Source organism: Sphingobacterium sp. UBA3549 (assembly GCF_002376635.1).
In the GTDB taxonomy this organism is placed as follows: Bacteria; Bacteroidota; Bacteroidia; order Sphingobacteriales; family Sphingobacteriaceae; genus Sphingobacterium.
In genome coordinates this window covers 135,758-156,798 of the sequence record NZ_DFOE01000034.1, presented here as the reverse complement: position 1 = coordinate 156,798, position 21,041 = coordinate 135,758, and the positions used below count along the sequence as shown (strand labels likewise).

12 protein-coding genes are annotated in these 21,041 nt (G+C 40.4%); 10 read left to right on the top strand and 2 right to left on the bottom strand.

Annotated features, from left to right (window positions below):
* Window positions 1–4: 4 nt before the first annotated feature.
* Window positions 5–1,885: an LTA synthase family protein gene (locus tag B2W36_RS17135; protein ID WP_293882227.1), complete on the bottom strand. Its 1,881-nt coding sequence runs from the start codon at window positions 1,883–1,885 to the stop codon at window positions 5–7.
* A gap of 287 nt (window positions 1,886–2,172) precedes the next feature.
* Here B2W36_RS17135 and B2W36_RS17130 point away from each other — a divergent pair, with 287 nt between their 5' ends.
* From B2W36_RS17130 to B2W36_RS17100, 7 genes are all read left to right on the top strand, one after another.
* On the top strand, window positions 2,173–4,809 hold the full coding sequence (locus B2W36_RS17130; protein ID WP_293888899.1) for a valine--tRNA ligase: 2,637 nt from the start codon (window positions 2,173–2,175) through the stop codon (window positions 4,807–4,809).
* A gap of 536 nt (window positions 4,810–5,345) precedes the next feature.
* On the top strand, window positions 5,346–5,648 hold the full coding sequence (locus tag B2W36_RS17125) for a DUF4342 domain-containing protein (RefSeq protein WP_209581631.1): 303 nt from the start codon (window positions 5,346–5,348) through the stop codon (window positions 5,646–5,648).
* A 19-nt stretch (window positions 5,649–5,667) separates the two neighbouring features.
* Entirely contained in the window at window positions 5,668–6,042 is a 375-nt protein-coding gene (locus tag B2W36_RS17120) for a MauE/DoxX family redox-associated membrane protein (protein ID WP_293882221.1), read from the top strand.
* 215 nt (window positions 6,043–6,257) lie between these two features.
* Window positions 6,258–11,543, top strand: coding sequence for a translocation/assembly module TamB domain-containing protein (locus B2W36_RS17115; protein ID WP_293888897.1), 5,286 nt, complete (start codon window positions 6,258–6,260; stop codon window positions 11,541–11,543).
* Window positions 11,515–13,839: a BamA/TamA family outer membrane protein gene (locus tag B2W36_RS17110; RefSeq protein ID WP_293888895.1), complete on the top strand. Its 2,325-nt coding sequence runs from the start codon at window positions 11,515–11,517 to the stop codon at window positions 13,837–13,839. Before B2W36_RS17115 ends, B2W36_RS17110 begins: the two co-directional genes overlap by 29 nt.
* 372 nt (window positions 13,840–14,211) lie before the next feature.
* Window positions 14,212–15,150: a malate dehydrogenase gene (locus B2W36_RS17105; RefSeq protein ID WP_293888893.1), complete on the top strand. Its 939-nt coding sequence runs from the start codon at window positions 14,212–14,214 to the stop codon at window positions 15,148–15,150.
* Between the two features lie 233 nt (window positions 15,151–15,383).
* The gene (locus B2W36_RS17100; protein WP_209581618.1) at window positions 15,384–15,827 is read left to right on the top strand and encodes an aspartyl protease family protein; all 444 of its coding nucleotides are present in this window, start codon (window positions 15,384–15,386) and stop codon (window positions 15,825–15,827) included.
* Here the strand turns inward: B2W36_RS17100 and B2W36_RS17095 are convergent.
* Window positions 15,813–17,033 (bottom strand): MFS transporter, encoded by a 1,221-nt coding sequence (locus tag B2W36_RS17095; protein WP_293888891.1) that lies wholly within the window; start codon window positions 17,031–17,033, stop codon window positions 15,813–15,815. The two genes, B2W36_RS17100 and B2W36_RS17095, sit on opposite strands and share 15 nt — an antisense overlap.
* A 182-nt stretch (window positions 17,034–17,215) precedes the next feature.
* Here B2W36_RS17095 and fsa point away from each other — a divergent pair, with 182 nt between their 5' ends.
* From fsa to rnr, 3 genes are all read left to right on the top strand, one after another.
* The gene (gene fsa / locus B2W36_RS17090) at window positions 17,216–17,875 is read left to right on the top strand and encodes a fructose-6-phosphate aldolase (protein WP_209581614.1); all 660 of its coding nucleotides are present in this window, start codon (window positions 17,216–17,218) and stop codon (window positions 17,873–17,875) included.
* A gap of 271 nt (window positions 17,876–18,146) precedes the next feature.
* Complete coding sequence (locus B2W36_RS17085; RefSeq protein ID WP_209581612.1) at window positions 18,147–18,575, top strand: Fur family transcriptional regulator; 429 nt, start codon at window positions 18,147–18,149, stop codon at window positions 18,573–18,575.
* 267 nt (window positions 18,576–18,842) lie between these two features.
* Window positions 18,843–20,975, top strand: coding sequence for a ribonuclease R (gene rnr / locus B2W36_RS17080; protein WP_293888889.1), 2,133 nt, complete (start codon window positions 18,843–18,845; stop codon window positions 20,973–20,975).
* The last annotated feature ends 66 nt before the right edge of the window (window positions 20,976–21,041 follow it).

The window sequence follows — 21,041 nt, the reverse complement described above, 5'->3', positions numbered from 1 at the left end:
AGTCCTAATATTTTAAAAATTCACGATATACCTCTTGATAATACGCTTTACCGATATTCAACAAACTATCTGTTTTGCTCACTGGATATTCCTTGTTCGATCTATAGTTGATTATCCTTCCCACATTATCGAATGAAACAGCTTGTTCTGGAGTAATCACTCCAAAGGCATCTTTGGAATTATAAAAGGCAATTTGAGGTGTCGTTGGATTAAACAAATCCCGGCTCCAGTGGTAACGTTCGGTTGGAAGTTTCAATTGGGTCAATAACGTTGCTGCCAAATCTGTCTGATTGCCAATTCTGCTGAAAATTTTCCCCCGAAACTCGGGCTTGATAACATCTCCGAAAAAAATCAATGGAATATGAAAGCGATTAGGATGGAATAGCTCCCATTTTTCCGAAGGAAGGCGGTGTCCATGATCAGCTACAATAACAAAAAGAGTATTCTTATACCAAGCTTCTTTTTTGGCTTTTGAGATAAAGTCATACACTACTGAATCCGTGTAATATGCTGTGCTTCTAAACTTATCTGCATTGGTAGCATTGCCAAATTTATAACCGTTTTTTAAATCGAATGGCTCGTGATTGACCAAGGTAAAGATCGTAGAAAAGAAAGGCTGTTTTTCCTTTTTGAAGTCGTTGATCATCCGATTAAAAACCACATGGTCATATACCCCCCACGAGGCACGTTCAGCATCCAAGCCAAAATTAGCATTGTCCACAACCTTAGCTATCCCATGTGTCAGCATATACGATTTAAAATTGTAAAACTCACTTTGTCCACCGTGGTAAAAGGATGTTTCGTAACCTGCATGATCAAGCTCTTGCCCAATTGCAGGCATATTTTCATGTTTATCAATATATTTAATAATACTTTCCGGGCCTTGCGCCGGAAAGCCACTCAATATCGCAACCATTCCTTTGTCAGATCGATCAGCAGCAGAATAAATATGGTCAAACAAAATCCCCCCTTTGATCAACTCTTCCATGTGTGGAGTAATTCCCTTCTCCCCCCCGAGGGACTGGATGAGGTCTCCGACAAAACTTTCTAACATAATAAAAACCACATTCGGACGAGTCGTTGAAAGCACCTGAACCGCCGAATCGGGCTGATGCTGAAAGGCGGGCCGTAGTTTGTCTGCGATCTCTTTCTGATCGCTATAGTAACTATATGGGTTTTTCAGTTTGGTATTTTTAGCAAAGAAATCGCGTAAAAAAGCCCATTGCGTATTGACTGCCGCATGATTATAAAATGTATCTTCCGAATAATAAGCTTTACTGGGGTTTAATGTTGCCCGCCCATAACCGCCGCGAATAAACGTGAAAAGGACAAACATTCCGACGAGCAGTTTAAAGATATTACCAACCGGAGATTTGATATTGAAAAAGAATACCTTTTTAAACATCCAGCGGTATAAAAAATAGCCACACAATATGCCGATCACCATGCCGACGATTGGAAGAAATACCGGCGTGGCTTCTGCCGAAGCTACTGCTCCTGAAGGTGAGGCCAAAAAAGAATCAATCGCACGCTTGGAAATCTTGTCGCCCCATTCCCGGTAGATATTGACATTGATAAAGCTTGTCACAAAAAATAAAACCAGCACAATAATGGTATAGACATCCAAGATCCGCCTTTTGGGTTTGAGCTTTGGAAAAAAACTTAATATACAATACACAAGGAAGGGTAGTGCACATATGTAAGAAACAGCAGAGAAATCCAGATTGAGGCCATGATAGTAAATTCTGAAAACCTCTGTAATATTGGAAAAACCAATTTTCTCAAAAAAAGCAGTAACAAAAATCAATCTATCTATAAAACAGATAATTAACCAGAATAGAAAATACTGTGTTAAAGCTCTCAACTCTTTAGCAAATCGTTGCATTCTTTCGCGTAAAAATAAAACAGGCAAATTTACATTAATTTACATGAAATACAGGCTAATTACTTAGTAATATGAATAAAAGATTAAAAAATTATAAAGTACCCCTGAGGTAGTATACCGCGTAAATAGCAAACTCTTCTGCTAAAGCAGGATGGTGTTTGAATGAATTGCCGATACGTGATGGATAGCATCTTTTTGTTTGAGCACAAGATCAGCTGATAACTAAGGAAAATAACATAGAAATACTTACTTTTGTGTTCCTTAAAAGTTTGAATAGAAAATTTAAAATGAGCATAGCGAAAACTTATAATCCAAAAGAAGCTGAAGAAAAGTGGTACAGCTATTGGAAAGCGAACGGATTTTTCCGTTCCACCCCTGACGAACGTGAACCTTACACGATTGTGATGCCTCCTCCAAACGTCACTGGAGTGTTGCACATGGGGCATATGCTAAATAATACCATTCAAGATGTTTTGATTCGCCGAGCACGTATGCAGGGGAAAAACGCCTGTTGGGTACCGGGGACCGATCACGCCTCCATTGCTACTGAAGCCAAGGTCGTCGCTATGTTGAAAGAACAAGGAATTGACAAACGATCGTTATCCCGCGAAGATTTCTTAAAGCATGCTTGGGAATGGAAAGAAAAATATGGTGGTATTATTCTGAAACAATTGGAAAAACTTGGTGCTTCCTGTGACTGGGATCGCACGCGTTTTACGATGGACCCAGAGTTGTATCAATCTGTTATCCGCGTATTTGTAGATCTGTATAACAAAGGATTGATTTATCGGGGCTACCGCATGGTCAATTGGGATCCGGAAGCAAAAACAAATATTTCCGACGAAGAAGTTATTTATAAAGAGAAAAATGGTAAATTATATCACCTGAAATATCAGGTTGATGGTACTGATCAATACATTGTTGTTGCAACGACCCGTCCCGAAACAATTTTTGGTGATACAGCGGTCTGTATCAATCCCAACGACGAACGCTACACCTGGTTAAAAGGAAAGCAAGTCATTGTACCGATCGTAGGCAGAAAAGTGAACATCATTGAGGATGAATATGTAGATTTGGAGTTCGGTACTGGATGTCTAAAAGTTACACCAGCACACGATGTAAACGACTATGCGCTCGGCAAAAAACACCATCTGGAGTTTGTGGATATCTTCACTGACGAAGCAAAGCTGAACGACAACGGCTTACACTATGCTGGTATGGATCGTTTTAAAGTCCGGAAGAAAATTGAGAAAGAGCTTGAGGAAAAGGGGTTATTGGAAAAAGTTGAGAATTATACCAATAATGTGGGGACTTCAGAGCGAACCGGTGCGGTGATCGAGCCCAAAATCTCCAATCAGTGGTTCCTTAAAATGGAAGACCTTGCGAAACCGGCTTTGGATAATGTCATGGATGATACCATCAAATTTCATCCGACAAAATTCAAAAATATTTACCGCAATTGGATGGAGAATGTGACCGACTGGAATATCTCAAGACAATTGTGGTGGGGCCATCAAATACCGGCATATTTCTATGGCGATGGCAACGAAGACTTTGTGGTTGCACAAACAGTTGAAGAAGCACTGGTATTAGCGCAAGAAAAGTCGGGCAATGCAAATCTTCAAGCAGAAGATCTCCGTCAAGACGAAGATGTCCTTGACACGTGGTTCTCAGCGTGGTTATGGCCAATTTCAGTCTTCAATGGTATCAATGAACCAGAAAATCCAGAAATAAATTATTATTACCCAACCCAAGATTTGGTCACTGCCCCCGATATCATCTTTTTCTGGGTAGCACGTATGATCGTTTCAGGATATGAATTCCGCGGACAATTGCCTTTTGAAAATGTTTATTTTACTGGGATTGTACGGGACAAACTCGGCCGCAAAATGTCCAAATCGCTGGGCAACTCACCTGACCCGATTGATTTGATGAACGAATACGGTGCCGATGCGACGAGAATGGGGATGTTATTAACTGCTCCAGCGGGTAATGACCTACCTTTCGATGTTGAACTCTGTGTACAGGGACGGAATTTTGCCAATAAAATCTGGAATGCTTTCCGCTTGGTTAAAGGCTGGGAAATCACCGCCGCACCAGCTTCGGCGTCCGATAAAATTGCGGCTGCCTGGTTTGAGGCAAGATTAAATCAGTCTTTGGTCGATATCGAGGAAAACTTTAAGCATTATCGTTTATCAGATGCGCTGATGACAACCTATAAATTAGTATGGGATGACTTTTGCGCCTGGTATCTTGAATTAGTAAAACCGGCTTACGGCTCACCGATTTCTGGCGAAACCTTAGACACGGTAAAATCATTTTTTCAACGTATACTTACGCTGGTGCACCCTTTCATGCCTTTCCTGACGGAAGAATTATGGCACGACGAATTGTTCGGAATAAAAGAGGAGAAAGATTGCATTATCGTCGCTCCCTATCCGACGGCAGATGCCTTTGATGAGCAGCTTATTAAAGATTTCGCTGTCGCACAACAGATCATTTCTGAGATTCGTAATATCCGTAATTCTAAAGGTATCTCCCCTAAAATTGCGTTGCCATTAGCGATCAATCAGCAATCTGAGATCAACTTGAAACAATACATTGCTATCATCACTAAGATTGCCAATTTGGAGGACGTGACTTTTGTCTCTGAGAAAATTGCAGGTGCTGCCAGTTTCCTTGCCGGCAAAGATGAATGTTATGTGACTTTGGAAAACAATGTTGATGCGGATGCCGAGCGTGAACGCATTGAGAAAGAATTGGAATACTTAAAGGGTTTCCTAATTTCGGTAGACAAGAAGCTTTCCAATGAGCGATTTGTACAAAATGCAAAACCTGAAATTGTCGAAAACGAGAAAAGCAAAAAAGCTGACGCAGAAGCTAAGATTAAAATACTGCAAGAAAGTTTAATAACATTAGGTTAACACCTAAACGATACAGCTGATCAGGTCCCGTGTAATGCACGGGACTTTTTTTGCATACCGCCCAATTGAAACATCCACATTCTTCTTGAATTCGCCGTTAGATTATACTTTTTTAAGGTGTTACCGCCTAAAGCGAAGCTCCATTAATACGAATACAAATTAATACCAAATTCGCCTTTTCTTCGGCGCTTATTCGGTGCTTGTTCGGTGCTTGTTCGGTACTCGTACGGTGCTTCTTCGGTTGTAACCGAAGAAATACCGTACAAGTACCGAAGTATATACGACAAATGATCGTGTGAATACTGGAGGAGGTATCCAGGGTTTACTAAGGATATGCACCCGTCAATTCCCCTTTTAGTATCGGAAATTTCATTTCAAGGATTTTCTAAAAAGCGCTTAATGAATAAGGTATGGTTGTTTCGCGAGAGAGTCTGGTGTAGTTTAAAATTGACTTCGAATGGAACAATACCGGAAAGTTTATCCTAATTCTGTAAAAAATGAATAACTTTATAATAGCGAACTTAAATTATACGATTATGGGATTTAAAGAAACATTTCAGATTAACGGTGAAAACCTTTTGCAGAAAATCAAAGAAATTATTGCTGAGGGCAACGTGAACAAAATTAGCATTTCGGACAAACATGGAAAGGAAATCATGAGCTTTCCAGTAACTGTTGGGGCCATAGGCTTGATCTTAGCGCCTGTTTTTGCAGCGATTGGCGCAGTGGCAGCATTACTTACAGAGTGTACCATTACTGTGGAACGCAATAGTCAAAAGGAAGACAATGACAACGAAGACAACAGTACGGATCCACCAACCACAATAACAGTAAACTAATCAACTCAGATTGCCCGCTATGAAAATCTTAAAAAATATACTTTGTATTCTATTTGCCTTGCTATTCATTAATGCGGGCTTGGATAAACTTTTTCATTATATGCCAGCTCCACCAATGGATATGGACATGAAAAAGGTATTTGAAGCTTTTAACGCTATAAAATGGCTAATGCCACTGGTTGGAATTATCGAGCTCATTGGCGGTTTACTATTTATTTTTCCAAAGACAAGAACGTTGGGTGCATTGGTCATCTTCCCGATCCTCATTGGTATTTTTACCCATAACATGATTTTCTATAGTCAGCAGGGATTAATTATTTGGGCTGTACTTTTCATTATCTGGCTATGGGTAGTTTTTGAAAACTGGGGAAGATATAAAAAATTGCTTGAATAATTGCTTCAATGTTAGACAAACGAGCTCGTTCAGCATAGCGCATATATTCCCATTAAATAACTATTTTTTGACAAATTGATAGGTATTTAATGTTTTTATTAACATAAAATTAAAAAACAAAAAACTTTATATGACTATACAGGTTTGGTCAATTATTTGATGTAACTTTTTCCCGTTTTAATTTTTATTAATAGATACTTAAATCAAATTACACGTTGAACAGATTTACCCGAGTTGCTTTCAAAACAATTTTGTGGATTATTGGAGTAATAATTGCGCTTGCTATTCTAATTGTATTTTTAATTCGAATACCATCGGTTCAGAATTATATTGCCGGAAAAGTAACTCAATATGTTGAAGGAAAGATTGGTACGCCCGTTAAAATCGGCTACATCAATATCGATTTTCCTAAGAAACTAGTTTTACAGGACATCTATTTAGCGGACCAAAGCAAGGACACATTGGTTGCTGGAAAATCGATAGCTGTGGATATCAATATGCTGAAACTGCTAAAAAATACGGTTGAAATCCAAAGTATAGAAGCAGAAGGTATCACCGCGAAAATTCGCCGTACATTACCTGACAGTTCGTTCAACTTTGATTATATTGTCAAAGCATTTGCATCGCAAAAAGAAAGCACTCCAACTGCCGACAGCAGTTCAGCACTCCTATTCAACCTCGATAAAGTAAAATTTGATAAATTTCATATTGTCTATGCCGATGATGTAATTGGGACCAGCGCTGACGTATATCTCAACAGCCTAAATACCAACATTAAGAAGTTTGATCTAACAAAAAATATGGCTTTCAATCTTCCAAAAGTGAAGATCGATGGTCTGAGTGCTACCATCAAACAATGGCGGCCGATGGTTGACGGCTCAGCGCCTTCTGTTGAGGACTTTGGCATTACGGATGAAACGGCTCAAACAACCACATTGCTTCCCGATGTTGGCATACAGATCGCGGACTTGACCAATATCTTAGTGCGTTATGAAGATCAGTCCAGCCTCTTGAACACCAAGTTTTATGTCAAAAATCTTCACGCAGACATTAACAAGATCGACCTCAACAAAGAAGTTGTGGATATTCAAACAATCAGCCTCGACGGTTCGGACAACAGTGTGCTCTTTGGAAAGGTCCTAAAAAAAGCAAACAGCATAGCTAAACCTACAGTAGATACGACCAAAGTAAACTGGATTGTATCGGCTAAAGATATTCAGATCAATAATACAAGTTTAGCTTACCGCGATGACAATCAGGCGCGGATGAAGGGTTTTGATTATTTTAACATTAAGATCCCGGGTATGAAAACCAGCTTAAGTGATCTTTACTACAGTGCCGATTCAATCAGTGGATCTTTGAACGAACTGGTAGCCTCTGATCGTTCGGGTTTTGTGATCAAACAATTAAAGGGAGATTTTAAGTATACAAATACTGGTGCTGAAATCAAAAATCTGTATGCGGAAACTCCACGTACGCTCCTACGTGATTACGTAAAAGTCACCTATCCATCATTGGATATTGTTGCAAAAAAACCGGAACTCCTCTACGTCAATGCAAACATCAAAAAGAGTCAAGTCGATATGCGCGACATTTACTATTTTGCCCCTTTTTTGGATACTATGCAGGTGATGAAACCCTTGATGGACAAAAAATTTGCTATCGATGGACGTGTTGTGGGTAAGGTAAATGATCTGAATATTCCAGCAATTGATTTCCAAACCCTGTCCAATACACGTGTCATAGCGAGCCTACGTTTAAGGGGGCTCCCCGAAGTGGATAAAATGTCACTGGATCTTAATTTAAAGAAATTGACGACAGGCCGTTCGGATATCGAAAAACTAATTTCTAAAAATATACTTCCGAGCGGTATTGAGCTACCGAATACGATTGGCCTTACGGGAACATTTAAAGGCGGTATGAAAGCCTTTAACACCAATCTTTCGCTGGTTACAGAAAAGGGAACGGCCAAGTTTAATGGTAAGGTGGGCATGATCGGCCGCGATACAACCTATGATGCCTTTGTCAGTATTCGTGATTTCGACATTGGTAAGATCATGAAAATGGACAGTACCCTCGGCATTCTTTCTTTTGAAGGAAAGATTAAAGGCCATGGTACTGACCCCAAGAAGCTTGTAGCCAACTTCGATGGTAAAGTAAACCGAATGGACGCCATGGGTTACCGGTATCAGAATATCGACATGAACCTGACCGCCGACAAGGGAGATATCAAAGCGGCTGTGGTCAGTCCTGATCCAAATATTCAATTGACGTTAAATGCAACAGCGAATATGAAGTCCAAATATCCACAGGTGGATTTCGAGCTTCAGGTAGATACCATCAATCTTAAGAATTTAAAGTTAATGGATGACGAGTTCAAATACCAGGGTAAACTCGTTGGAAAGTTTAGTTCAGCGGATCCAAATTTTTTAAACGGTGAAGCACATATTACCAATTCCTCTATCTTTTACAGTGGTGCATATTATTCTTTAGACAGCATTTCGCTTATAGCAAAAGCCGATACCAGCCGTAATTTATTGCTTCTAAAATCAAACTTTTTAAATGCTCATCTAGTTGGTAAATATAAAATTCTGGAATTGCAGAATGCCATACAGGACATTCTGCAGGTATACTACCAACCCGGTAAAGCTGTTGAAGTACCAAAATATGATCCACAGAATATAGAGTTTTCGGCTCAGTTGACCAGAACGAAGTTTATAAGGGATTTTTTACCGGAACTAACAGCCATGTCGGACATCACCTTGGACGGTATGTTTAACAGTAAATCTAAAACGATTCTCGCCAAGTTGGATGCTCCCAAAATAATATATAATGGTACAGAAATCAATAACGTCACTTTAGACATCAATACGCTGGATAGCACACTGTATTACTCCGCATTGATCAATAAGATCAAGATAAGTAATATTGAACTTGTCAATACGGTATTCAGTGGCAAAGTCATTCAAAACAACTTAGACTTTGGATTATGGATAAAAGACAAGAAAGAGAAAGAGCAGTATCATCTGGGTGCAAATATGCGTGTTGATAATGGGGCCTTTGTTTTCAGTTTACTGCAGGATGGCCTTATGCTGAATTACGACAAATGGACAATAAATCCAAACAATGTGCTCAAATTTGGACGTACAGGGATTCAGGCCAATGAATTTATCTTAAGCAATAAGGGACAGGAGCTCAGTATATCTTCACAAGATAGTGTACTCAATTCACCGATAAACATTGCATTCAAGAATTTCCGGATTGAGACATTAAGTAAAATGCTCGAAAGCGAAACCGTAGATCTCGGGGGTGGAATTAATGGTCAGGCGACCATATCGCGCCTGGAGAGCAGCCCTGTATTTGTATCGGATCTTGTTATCAATAAATTTTATATTGGACAGGATACCGTTGGGAATGTCAATATTAAAGTTAATAATGAGAAAGAAAACACGTACAATGCCAATATTAGTATTAGTGAGAATGGCAACAATGTTGTCTTAAATGGTGATTTTGTGAATCCCCCCCAGGGAGAAGCAAGCTTAGATTTTACCTTAGATATTGCGCCGCTTTCGATGCAGACCGTGCAAGCATTTAGCCTCGGATATCTTAAAGATTCGAAAGGAAATCTTGAAGGCCAATTGAAAATAACAGGATCACCATCTAAACCGCTCATTAACGGCGATGTTAATTTTAAAGATGCACAATTTAACATTGCCATGCTGAATGCACTCTTTAAAGCAAAAAACGAAACAATTCATTTGGATGAAAGAGGCATTACTTTTCCCAAATTTGCATTAGAAGACAAAAAGGGAAATATTGCTAAGCTGACGGGATCCATAGCTACGACAACGTATACTGATTTTGATTTTAATCTCAATGTCAATACGGACAATTTTGAAGTGCTCAATTCAACACAAAGCGATAATGACATGTTCTATGGTAAAATGTATCTTACTTCGAATCTGCGCATTCGCGGAAATCTCGATAAACCTATCGTGGACGGTACAATCAAAGTGTTAGATGATACCGATTTCACCTTTGTCATGCCAAACGATGATCCAGGAATGGCCGATCGTAAAGGGGTTGTTGAATTTGTTGATAAGAGGGATACAACAAGAGCAAATGTTTTTGCCAAATTAGATTCCATGACTGTCACCCGTTTAACGGGGATCGATGTGGACCTCAACCTTCAAACAGATAAGGATGCTAAATTTAAGATCCTGCTGGATGCCGGTTCGCAGGATGCCCTTAACATCCAGGGAGAAGCCGAGCTGAACGCAGGTATCGATGCCAGTAGCAAAATAACTTTGTCTGGGACGTTTACCGTTGACAAGGGAAGCTATTCATTTAGTTTTGGCCCTGTGAAGAAAGATTTTACGTTCCGAAAAGGAAGCACCATTACCTGGAATGGCGATCCATTGGATGCCCAGCTGAATATCACGGCAGCATATACGACCAAAGCACCGACTTTAGAGCTTGTTGCAACGCAACTCGGTTCAGAAAATGCCAATTTGTATAAGCAACGTATTCCGTTCAATGTCTTACTAAAGATTACAGACAAATTGTTCCAGCCGCAACTGAATTTTGATATTGACCTGGACGAAAACAACTCGGTTGTTTCGCAAGATGTAATCAGCAAGGTGAACAATGCATTGACTACGCTACGTGAAAATCCGTCTGAACTCAACAAGCAGGTCTTTTCACTTATTGTGTTGGGGCGCTTTATGTCGACCAATCCATTTGAGAGTCTTTCGGGTGGCGGTGGTACCGAAGCTATTGTGAGAAATAGTATCAGTTCCTTCCTGAGTGGTCAATTGAACCGCTTGGCTTCCGAACTTATTACAGGAGTAGAACTTGATTTTAATCTAACTTCAGAAGAGGATTATGCTACCGGAGCAGGACAAACTCGCACGGATCTAAATATAGGTGTATCAAAAATGCTCTTAAATGATCGTTTAAAAATTACTATTGGTTCTAATTTTGAAGTGGAAGGAAACACACGGCCTGGAGAGACAGCCAATAATATTGCCGGAGATATCCAATTGGATTATCAGCTTTCACAAGACGGTCGTTATTTTGCGCGGGTATACCGTAAGAATCAATATCAAGTTACACTACAAGGCCAATATGTAGAAACAGGTATTGGATTTATCATCAATATGGATTACAATAGGTTTAAGGAAATCTGGATGAGTTCAAAAAAACTCAAAGAGTACTATGATACGAATAGCAAAAGTTTCAGAAAACGTTTCGATGTCGAGCGTATGGAAACCGACTCAGTCTATCGTGATAGCGTGCGCACCGTCATCCGTGACAGTTTGATGCTACATAGTCCAGCATACAGAAAACGTATGGAGGAAAGAGAAGAAGAGAAACGTAAACAGCAATTGGACTCCAGCAAAAAATTACCAAAAAGCAATGGTCCAAAATCAAATTTAGATACCATCAGAACAACAGCTATAAAAAATGAAGATGAGGAAAGGAGTTATCATGCGGGTTAGATTAAAGTATAGTGTTGGAATAGTAACATTCGCTGCATTCATCGCCTCCTGTTCGTCAACCAAAAATCTGAAAGAAGGAGAAAGCTTATATGTGAAGGGGAATGTCATCGTCGAGTCGGACACCATTTCTAAGGAAAACAAGGAAAAGATATCAACCCGCCTCGAAGAGGCCCTTATGCCCAAACCGAATAAACGACTGGCGGGGGTACCTTTTAAGCTATATTTTAATAATATGGCTGGAGATTCAGCCGGGAACAACATCATAAAAAAATTCTTTAAAAAAATTGGTGAAGAGCCCGTGTTGCTTCGGGATGTTAATCGAGAATATAATGAAAATCTATTGCGCAATCGTCTGGAAAATTTTGGTTTCTTTAATGCGGAAGTGAGATCCGATACGTTAGTAGAAAACAAAAAAGCAACGATTAATTATACCGCCAAGCCCAACCTGATTTACCGCATACAGTCTGTTAAATTTGATGTTGACAGCAACAGTCAGTTGGGGAAAGATATTCGTTCGAGTTCTGATCAAAGTCTTCTCCAGGTAGGAAAGAACTACAGTTTAGATGTTATCTTAAACGAACGTGACCGCATCGATAATGATCTTAAAAATAAAGGCTATTATTATTTCAGCCCGGATTACATCTTGGTTCAGGTAGACAGTTCGAACCGGAATAACAAGGTGGATATGTATGTTACGGTTAAAAAAGAGACACCGGCGCAAGCGAAAGTCCCATCCAAGATCAATAAAATTTACATTTTTCCGAACTATACGGAAACAAGCTCTGGTTATCAGCGATCCACACGGAGTGCAGAACTGTACGATAGCAGCTATTATTTTATAGACCGTCAGCATCTTTACCGGAAGCCTGTTATTGCGAACCATATCTTCTTTCATCCGGGCGATATATACAACCGTAATGCCCACAATCAGACCATCAGTCATTTGGTAAACCTCAATAGCTGGAAATTTGTAAAGAACAATTTTGTCGACAGCAAAGAAGTGCCCAACGCACTGGATGTCTACTATTACTTGACCCCATTACCAAAAAAGTCCCTTCGGGTGGAGCTTTTAGGAAAAATGGCTTCGGTATACAACGGTACTGAGGTGAATGTCAACTGGACTTTACGAAATGCATTCAAAGGTGCCGAGCAACTCAGCTTTAACGTATTCGGCGGTTATGAGACCCAGACGGGAGGATCGGCCGACCTTAATTCGAGTTATTACCGCTACGGTATGGAGGCGACCTTGACTTTTCCTCGCATATTGTCTCCTTTTGGAAGAGTTTCGCCGTCGCGGCGCTTTATTCCGAAGACTTATATCAAAGGCCGCTATGAGTTTTTAAATCGCCGCAAAGCTTATACGCTAAATTCGATTGCATTGGATTACGGTTATATCTGGCAAGAGTCTGAAGAAAAACAGCATGATCTCGCTTTAATGGAGATTACTTATGTTCAGCCTAAAGGCATTTCGGAAAACTACCAAAAACAAATGGATACCATTCCTGCATTGCGACATGCCATAGACCCGCAGTTTACCATTGGTCCAAACTACAACTTTACGTTTCAAAACACCATGAAGCAGCATTTGAAAAATACATTTTATTTCAAAGGCAACTTGGACCTGTCGGGAAACATACTTGGGCTGATAAAAGGAGCAGATTTTAATAAAGGGAAAACGTTCAAATTGTTTGATGCTTATTTTTCACAATATATCAAGATCAGTGGCGATGGTCGACATTATTTAAAGTTATCGGAGAATTCACAACTTGCATCGCGGGTAAGTTTGGGTTTGAGTTATTCTTATGGCAACTCCCGCTCCCTTCCCTATTTAAAACAGTATTATGTGGGGGGGCCTAATAGTATCCGTGCTTTCGGTGCGCGCGCTATTGGTCCGGGAACAGTTGCCCCTGAAAAGCTAAGCAATGGACTTTTCTTTGCGGATCAAACCGGTGACATTAAATTGGAACTAAATACAGAATATAGAGCAAAATTAGCGGGGTTTGTGCATTGGGCAGCATTTATTGATGCGGGAAACGTCTGGTTGCAGCGAGCGGATGTGAACAAGCCGGGCGGCAAATTTAGTAAGGATTTTTTAAATGAATTAGCAGTTGGTGGTGGAGCGGGATTACGTTTCGACTTCACTTTCTTGATCGTCCGTACCGACATGTCCATACCATTCCGTATTCCCTATCTCCCAAAAGGAGAACGTTGGGTATTTAGCGATATTGACTTTGGAAGTTCTAAATGGCGTAAAGACAACCTGATGTTCAACTTAGCCATCGGTTATCCGTTCTAGGCGACCGATCCGGCTTACGTACTAGTAACAACAGGCTTGAATGATTTCAAGCCTGTTGTTTTTTCGGGTCGTCTTACCTAGGTCATACACTTGGAACGATGTTATCGGGTATTCTTTGCTCAGGACGAATTCCTGGCATATTATTATGTCAAAAAACGAGTTATTCCCACGGCCGGCATTGGTTTACTGACAATAATTGATTAAATTCAAGCATTATTTTTTGATCCACATAAATGTTCAGGAAATATCCATGCAGCATTAAGAGACAAGCACTGATGAGGATAGGCTGGATATTCTATATGGCATAAAGCTGCCAAAGGCAACCTGGACTTAGTCGGATAATTAGCGCATAAATAAACAAATAAAGTACATATGAAAGTAACTATTGTTGGTGCTGGAGCTGTAGGAGCTACTACAGCGGACAATTTAATCCGTCGGAATGTCGCAGAGGAGATTGTATTATTGGATATTAAAGAAGGTTTTGCAGAAGGCAAAGCGCAAGATATGGCACAAACCGCAGCCTTATTGGGTTTTGAATCAAAAATTAAAGGGGTCACGAATGACTATCTTTCAACTGCAGGTTCTACTGTTGCTGTGATTACGTCGGGCATTCCACGTAAACCTGGAATGACACGTGAAGAATTAATCGGGACAAATGCGAATATCGTCAAGTCTGTTGTCGAGAACTTAGTAAAACATTCTCCAGATATTATCATTGTCATCGTTTCTAATCCGATGGATACCATGACCTATCTGGCCTTAAAGGCAAGTGGTTTACCCAAAAATAGGATTATAGGTATGGGTGGAACCTTGGATTCGGCCCGATTTAAATATCAATTAAGTGATAAACTGAATGCTTCCGCTGCGGATCTCAATGCGATAGTCATTGGTGGTCATGGCGATACAACAATGATACCGCTTATTAAGCACTCCACGTGGAACAGTATTCCGGTGACGGATTTCCTCACCGTGGAAGAGCAGAATGAAATTGTCCACAAAACCATGGTTGGAGGAGCTACATTAACCAGCCTAATCGGAACATCCGCATGGTATGCGCCGGGCGCGGCAACTGCTGCAGTAGTTGAAAGCATTGTCCGTGATCAAGGGAAATTATTTACTGCTTCCGTTTATTTGGAAGGTGAATTTGGCCAAGAAGATATTACGCTTGGCGTACCGGTTATCATCAATAAAAAAGGATGGGATCGGATCGTACCACTTCATTTGGATGAAGAGGACGAAGAAAAATTTCGCAAAAGCGCGGAAGCAGTCCGTAACATGAATAATGTATTAAAAGAAATAAAAGCCCTATAGGCAACAAAATAATAGGCTGTTGTACACAAATAACAGCCTATTTCTCTGTCTCCTCTCCTTTAGGATCTATTATCTTTCTTGTATTGTCGTTGCTTTTAGTAAACCTGCATCGCTACCTGAAAACGTTGAAAAGCGGAAAAGTGCAGATACACCATGCAGCATCAAGCTCAATTTTAAGCTTCTAGCGGCGGAAAGTTTCTTTTTTGATGGATTTTTTGGCTATGTTTGGAGGTATGACAACAGTACCATTTCAATTATTGGATTTACAAGGCCAAGGCACACACATTTTGGTTGATGTAGAAATTTATAGTCGTTCATTCAAGATGGTGATTGATACAGGTGCTTCTAAAACTGTATTTGATAAAACACAATTGGGCCATCTTTTAGAGGATCAATTGGAGCTTGAACCATCTGAAACACTATCAACAGGACTTGGTACCAATTCAATGGAAAGCTTTAACCTGGCAATTCCGAGCCTGAAAATTGGCGAATGGGAGATCAACAAACTACATACTGCGGTATTGGACTTAAGTTCCATTAATTATGCCTACGAACAAATGCATCTAGATCCTGTGATTGGCGTATTGGGTGGAGATATTTTTGCAGACTATGGTGCTGTCATCGATTATGCCAAGCGCACGCTAAAATTGCGCACCCGAAAACTAAAACTTAAATAAACGTTTTTGGATGTGGAATCGGAGATAACCGTAATAAACGACTGCTATCATAATACCTAGCCCGCCCATCGCATATAATGTTATTCTCAGGCCACAATAGCTGGCCAGAGAACCGATCATCAATGTGCCGATCGGGAAAATCCCCTGAAAGGCCATCACGTAATAGGAGATCGCGCGGGCACGGTAAATCGGTATGGCGTGGGTCTGAATATAGGTATTGATACTTGACGTTTGCATCATCATGGCAAAAGACACCAACATGACATAAACGAGTGCCATCTGAAGCATGCTAGAATGCGCCAGAAACAACAATGCCATCCCCATCAGTGCGGCAGCTCCCATCACCTGATACCGCAAATTGGTACCAGATTTTAAACGAGCCATATTAAAGGCACCAATCATAGCTCCCAATCCGGCTGCACTTTCAAACCAGGAAAAGGTGCGTTCATCACCGTGAAACATTTCTTTGGCTATGGCCGGTAGCAACGACGTGTAGGGAATGACAATCAGGCTGGAAAAGGTCATGATGATAATCAGCGAAGAGATATGTGGTGACCGTTTGAGATAGCGAAAACCTTCGACCAAGCCTTCCCAATTGCTCCCCTTGCTAAGCTGAGCATGAGTTTCGTCGACCCGCATCATCAATAGCGTAATAATGACAGGAACAAAACTAATAAAGTTAAGTGCAAAGCAGGCGAGTTCGCCGTAAGTACTTAATAAAATCCCCCCTATTGCAGGGCCCACCATGCGTGCGCCATTGAAAATCGTTGAGTTCAGGGCGATGGCATTCGGCAGATCTTTACGATCTCCAATCAAATGCATCATAAGGGACTGTCGTCCCAAAACGTCAAAGGAGTTAATGATCCCTTGTATAAGTCCCAATGCGGAAAGCCATAGCACACTCTCCCACTTCAGATACACCACCAGAGTCAAAATACCCGCCTGGATCATGAGACCAATTTGGGTCATCAAAACCAATTTATACTTTTTGTGCTTATCAACAAAACTTCCAATAAATGGCGAAAGGATGAGCGAAGGCAATAAGGAGATGAACTGAACAAAACCGAGCCAGAATACAGAGCCCGTGATTTCATAGACCAACCAGCTGATAGCTATACGCTGCATCCATGTTCCCATCAGGGAAATTGCCTGTCCAATAACATGTAAACGAAAATTTCTATATTGGAGCGAACGGAAAACCTGCATACGTTAAAGATAATACTATAATAAAGTATAACAAAAAATTAGCCGAAGAGATTCTTTTTTTGCAAAGATTATGATGCAATAGGTGAAAATCGATGCTTCAATAGTGGAATATAATCGATAACTTTGTACTGTTATTTTCAACAATAGAATAATCAAATAATTATCATTCAACACAATACACAATGAAATTTTTTATTGACACAGCAAACCTAGAACAAATCAAAGAAGCTCAAGATTTAGGCGTATTAGACGGTGTAACGACCAATCCGAGTTTAATGGCTAAAGAAGGTATTAGCGGTGATGAAAACGTAATCAACCATTATAAAGCGATCTGTGCGATCGTTGATGGCGACGTAAGTGCAGAAGTTATTTCTACTACTTATGAGGAAATGATCAAAGAAGGAGAAGCGTTGGCAGCTCTTGATAATAAGATTGTTGTTAAAGTTCCTATGATCAAAGATGGCGTAAAAGCAATTAAATATTTCAGCAAAAAAGGCATTAAAACAAATTGTACATTAGTGTTCACAGCGGGTCAGGCGTTATTGGCTGCTAAAGCTGGTGCAACCTATGTATCTCCTTTCATTGGTCGTTTGGATGATATCTCTACAGATGGATTGGCGCTGATTGAAGATATCCGTTTGATCTACGATAACTACAACTATCCAACGCAAATATTAGCGGCTTCTGTACGTCACAGTGCGCACATTCTAGGATGTGCTAAAATTGGCGCTGATGTGATGACAGGTCCATTGTCGGCGATCCTTTCCCTACTGAAACATCCATTGACAGATAGCGGTTTGGCAACATTTTTAGCTGATCACGCTAAAGCTGCAGGAAAATAAGGCATCTATAGTTCCATATAGCGTTAAAACCGATAAGTAAGATGACACGAATCTTAAACTTATCGGTTTTCTTTATTTCATCAGATTCCGTATTTTTGTCTTATCAAAGCTTCAGCTGACTAGTGAAAAAGATTTAATTTTTGTTTCATCTAGGGAAGGGTAAAAGGGGAAAAGTGCGATGAATAAATTCGTCAGACAGTTTTTAAAACTTGTAAATGACCGTAAATTTCTCTTAGTTTGTATCTGATCTAAGGCTTAACGAAGAAAATCCATGGAAGATTCCAACACTGTATATCCAGAAATTCTCAAACGAAATAGTTTAAAAGTTACCCAGCCACGGTTGAAGGTACTTGAAATTATCTCCCGTAAAGATTCGGCGATTTCTCAGCCGGAGCTGGAAAAATTACTGGGCAAGGATATTGACCGTGTTACATTATACCGCGTACTGGCCAGTTTTGAAGAGAAAGGGATTATCCATAAAATCTTTGACCTACATGGTACGGCCACTTATGCCATGTGCTCGACAAACTGTTCAGAACATGATCACCACGACCAACACGTACATTTTATTTGCCGGGTGTGCAATTCTGTGTACTGTCTGGAAGATATGACTTTACCGAAGGTATCTATACCTGAAGGCTTTAGTCTCGAAGCCATAGCTGTAAATGCGCTTGGCGTGTGCAATCATTGCAAAAAATAAATCAGGCTATACGAATCAAAAACTATTTGTCGGTTCAAGTGTCTATACATCAGCTATCGGAAGATGCTCCGTTTAGCTCGTTATTGTCGTGCCAACTGCTGTTTTTTTTGTACCTTGTAGTAACATCGATCTTGCTATCCGACACTCTCATGCTGCGTTCCAAGGACTGGCTTTGCGCGATCCATTACCGCGCAGTCAGTTAGCGGAAAGCCGAAGGCTGTATAGGATCGATACAACTGAATAAATAATAATTAAGAAAAAAATTGGATGAAAACAAGAAAAGAAAATCCATATAAAGAGGTCTTGACACAACTGATCGTCGATATTTTCGAAAAATCAGCTAACAAGCCGCTCAACTATAAACAAGTATCTTCAAAATTGAACCTTACGGATAACGATTCCAAAGTCGCTATTGCCGATATCTTACATGATAATGTTAGAAATGGACTTTTTGTTGAGGTCGAGCGAGGCAAGTTTAATTTGAAGCAACTCAAAGTTTATGTCACAGGGAAGGTCGATATGACCGCCGATGGTTCTGCCTATGTCATTCCTGATGACGAATTTGAAAATGACATTTATATTGCCCCACGTAAGCTGAGGCAAGCGCTACACGGCGATATCGTTAAGGTACATACTTTTGAAAAACGAAAAGGCGGCCGTAAAAAAGAAGGTGAAGTGGTTGAAATCCTGCAAAGGGCCAAGACCGATTTTACGGGAACCATCAGTATCTCCAATAATTTTGCATTTTTCATTGCGGACGATCGAAAGATGTTGCACGACATCTTCATTCCCTTGGATAACCTGAATGGTGCTAAGGATAAAGAAAAAGTAGTGGTTTCGATTATTGACTGGCCGAGCGGAAGCAAAAACCCTGTGGGGACAGTAAAACACGTTTTGGGAACCAAAGGAGAAAACAATACCGAGATGAATGCGATTTTGGCCGACTTTGGTTTTCCATTGGAATTCCCGAAAAAAGTGGAAGCTGAAGCCAATAAGATTTCGGAAGAAATAAGCAACGAGGAAATTGCGAAAAGACGTGACTTTAGAAGCGTGACGACCTTTACCATTGACCCGGCAGATGCAAAAGATTTCGATGATGCAATTTCATTTCAGAAACTGGAGAATGGCAATTATGAAATTGGTGTTCATATTGCTGATGTTTCCCATTTTGTGGTGCCAGATACAGAATTAGATAAAGAAGCCTTCAGTCGCGGCACATCGGTTTATTTGGTGGACCGTGTTATTCCTATGCTTCCGGAGCGCCTTTCCAATGGTGTATGTTCCTTACGTCCGCATGAAGATAAGCTGTGTTTTTCAGCTGTTTTCGAACTGGATGAGAAAGCTAATGTACACGATCAATGGTTTGGGCGCACAGTGATTCACTCGGATAGACGGTTTAGCTATGAAGAGGCGCAGGAGGTGATCGAGACGAGATCGGGTGATTTCAACGAGGAGATTTTGAAACTAAATGAACTCGCTTATATCCTTCGGGAGCGGAAGTTTAAAAATGGAGCAATAGCCTTTGAAAGTGAAGAAGTAAAATTCACGTTGGATGAAAATGGCAAACCTACGGGGGTATACACCAAAGTCCGTAAAGATGCCCATAAACTGATTGAAGATTTTATGTTATTGGCCAATCGTAAGGTTGCTGAGTTTATCGGTAAACAAGGGCGCGGAAAAAACAAGCTTACGTTTGTTTACCGTTTTCACGATGTACCTAATCCAGAAACACTCACTACCTTCTCTCAATTTGCTGCGCGGTTTGGCCATAAATTGACCATCAAAACAGATAAGGAAACGGCAAAATCTTTGAATGCACTAATGACCAAGATCGAAGGTAGCAAAGAGCAGAATATGCTGACTTCATTGGCTGTGCGCTCGATGGCCAAAGCAATCTATACGACGAAGAAAACAAGCCACTATGGATTGGCATTCGATTATTATACACACTTCACCTCTCCTATCCGCCGCTATCCGGATGTGATGGTACACCGTCTTTTACAGTTTTATCTGGATGGCGGCACGAAGATCAATGCAGAGCATTACGAGAAAATGGCGGAACATTCTTCGCAAATGGAGAAAAAGGCAGCTGAGGCCGAGCGTGCATCAATCAAGTACAAACAAGCGGAATATTTGCAGGACCAGATTGGCACTGACTATACCGGTATTGTGTCGGGCGTGACCGAATGGGGTATGTATGTAGAGATTGAGGAGAACAAATGTGAAGGTATGGTGCGCTTGCGTGATATTACCGATGACTTTTACGTGCTTGACGAGAAAAACTATGCAATCATTGGACAACGGAAGAAAAAGAAATTCCAATTGGGTGATGAGGTTCAGATCCGCGTGAAGAAAGTCGATCTGGATAAAAGGCAGATTGATTTTACGTTGTTGTCTTAAAAATAAATCTGCAATAATTTGCTGCGCATTAAACTCATCCAATTGGGTCTATGACAAAATAAAGCG